The organism is Streptomyces sparsus (genome assembly GCF_054776295.1).
This window is the reverse complement of sequence record NZ_BAAHCA010001434.1, coordinates 1-848: the sequence shown is the minus strand read 5'-3', so window position 1 is coordinate 848 and position 848 is coordinate 1. Positions and strand designations below refer to the sequence as shown.

The window sequence follows — 848 nt, the reverse complement described above, 5'->3', positions numbered from 1 at the left end:
CGGAGCGCGCGCTGGTCGCGGCGGGCGTCTCACCGCAGGCCCGCGGCGAGATGCTGACCGTCGAGGACTTCGCCGCGATCGCCGAGCACCGCCACCAGCCGGCACCCGACGAGCCGGCGCCCGCGGAACCGGCAGCGGAGATCCCCGAGGAGTCGGCACGGTGAGTGTCACGGTTCGAGTACCGGCCAAGGTCAACGTGCAGCTCGCCGTCGGCGGTGCCCGCCCCGACGGCTTCCACGACCTCGCCAACGTGTTCCTGGCCGTCGGCCTGCACGACGAGGTGACGGCGGCCCCCGCCGAGCGGCTTCGGGTCACCTGCGAGGGCCCGGACGCGCACCGGGTGCCGCTGGACCGGAGCAACCTGGCCGTGCGGGCGGCCGACCTGCTCGCCGCCCGGCTCGGGGCGCCGCCGGACGTGCACCTGCACATCGTCAAGGACATCCCGGTGGCCGGCGGCATGGCCGGGGGCAGTGCGGACGCCGCCGCCGCCCTGCTGGCCTGCGACACCCTGTGGGGAACCGCCACCCCGCGCGAGGAACTGCTCGCCATCTGCGCCGAGTTGGGGTCCGACGTGCCGTTCTCCCTGGTCGGCGGTGCGGCACTGGGCCGGGGCCGCGGTGACCTCCTGACCGCGCTCCCGGTCGCGGGCACCTTCCACTGGGTGTTCGCGGCGGCCGACGGCGGGTTGTCCACCCCCGCGGTCTACCGGGAGTTCGACCGGCTCAACCCGAGCGGCGTGCCCGATCCCGAGGCAGCCCCCGCGCTGCTCGCCGCGCTGCTGGTCGGTGACGCGGCGGCCCTGGCCGGGGCGCTCACCAACGACCTCCAGCCGGCCGCGCTGTCGCTGC

Annotated in this window: 1 protein-coding gene and 1 pseudogene; both read left to right on the top strand. The window is 76.3% G+C overall.

Translation table 11 applies throughout. From position 1 onward, the window contains the following. Positions 1–164, top strand: a pseudogene (locus ACYVE9_RS28900) (16S rRNA (adenine(1518)-N(6)/adenine(1519)-N(6))-dimethyltransferase); the annotation flags it as partial. Then, on the top strand, positions 161–848 hold a 688-nt coding region (locus tag ACYVE9_RS28895), incomplete at its 3' end, for a 4-(cytidine 5'-diphospho)-2-C-methyl-D-erythritol kinase (protein WP_461030835.1). The pseudogene ACYVE9_RS28900 and the gene ACYVE9_RS28895, both read left to right, overlap by 4 nt.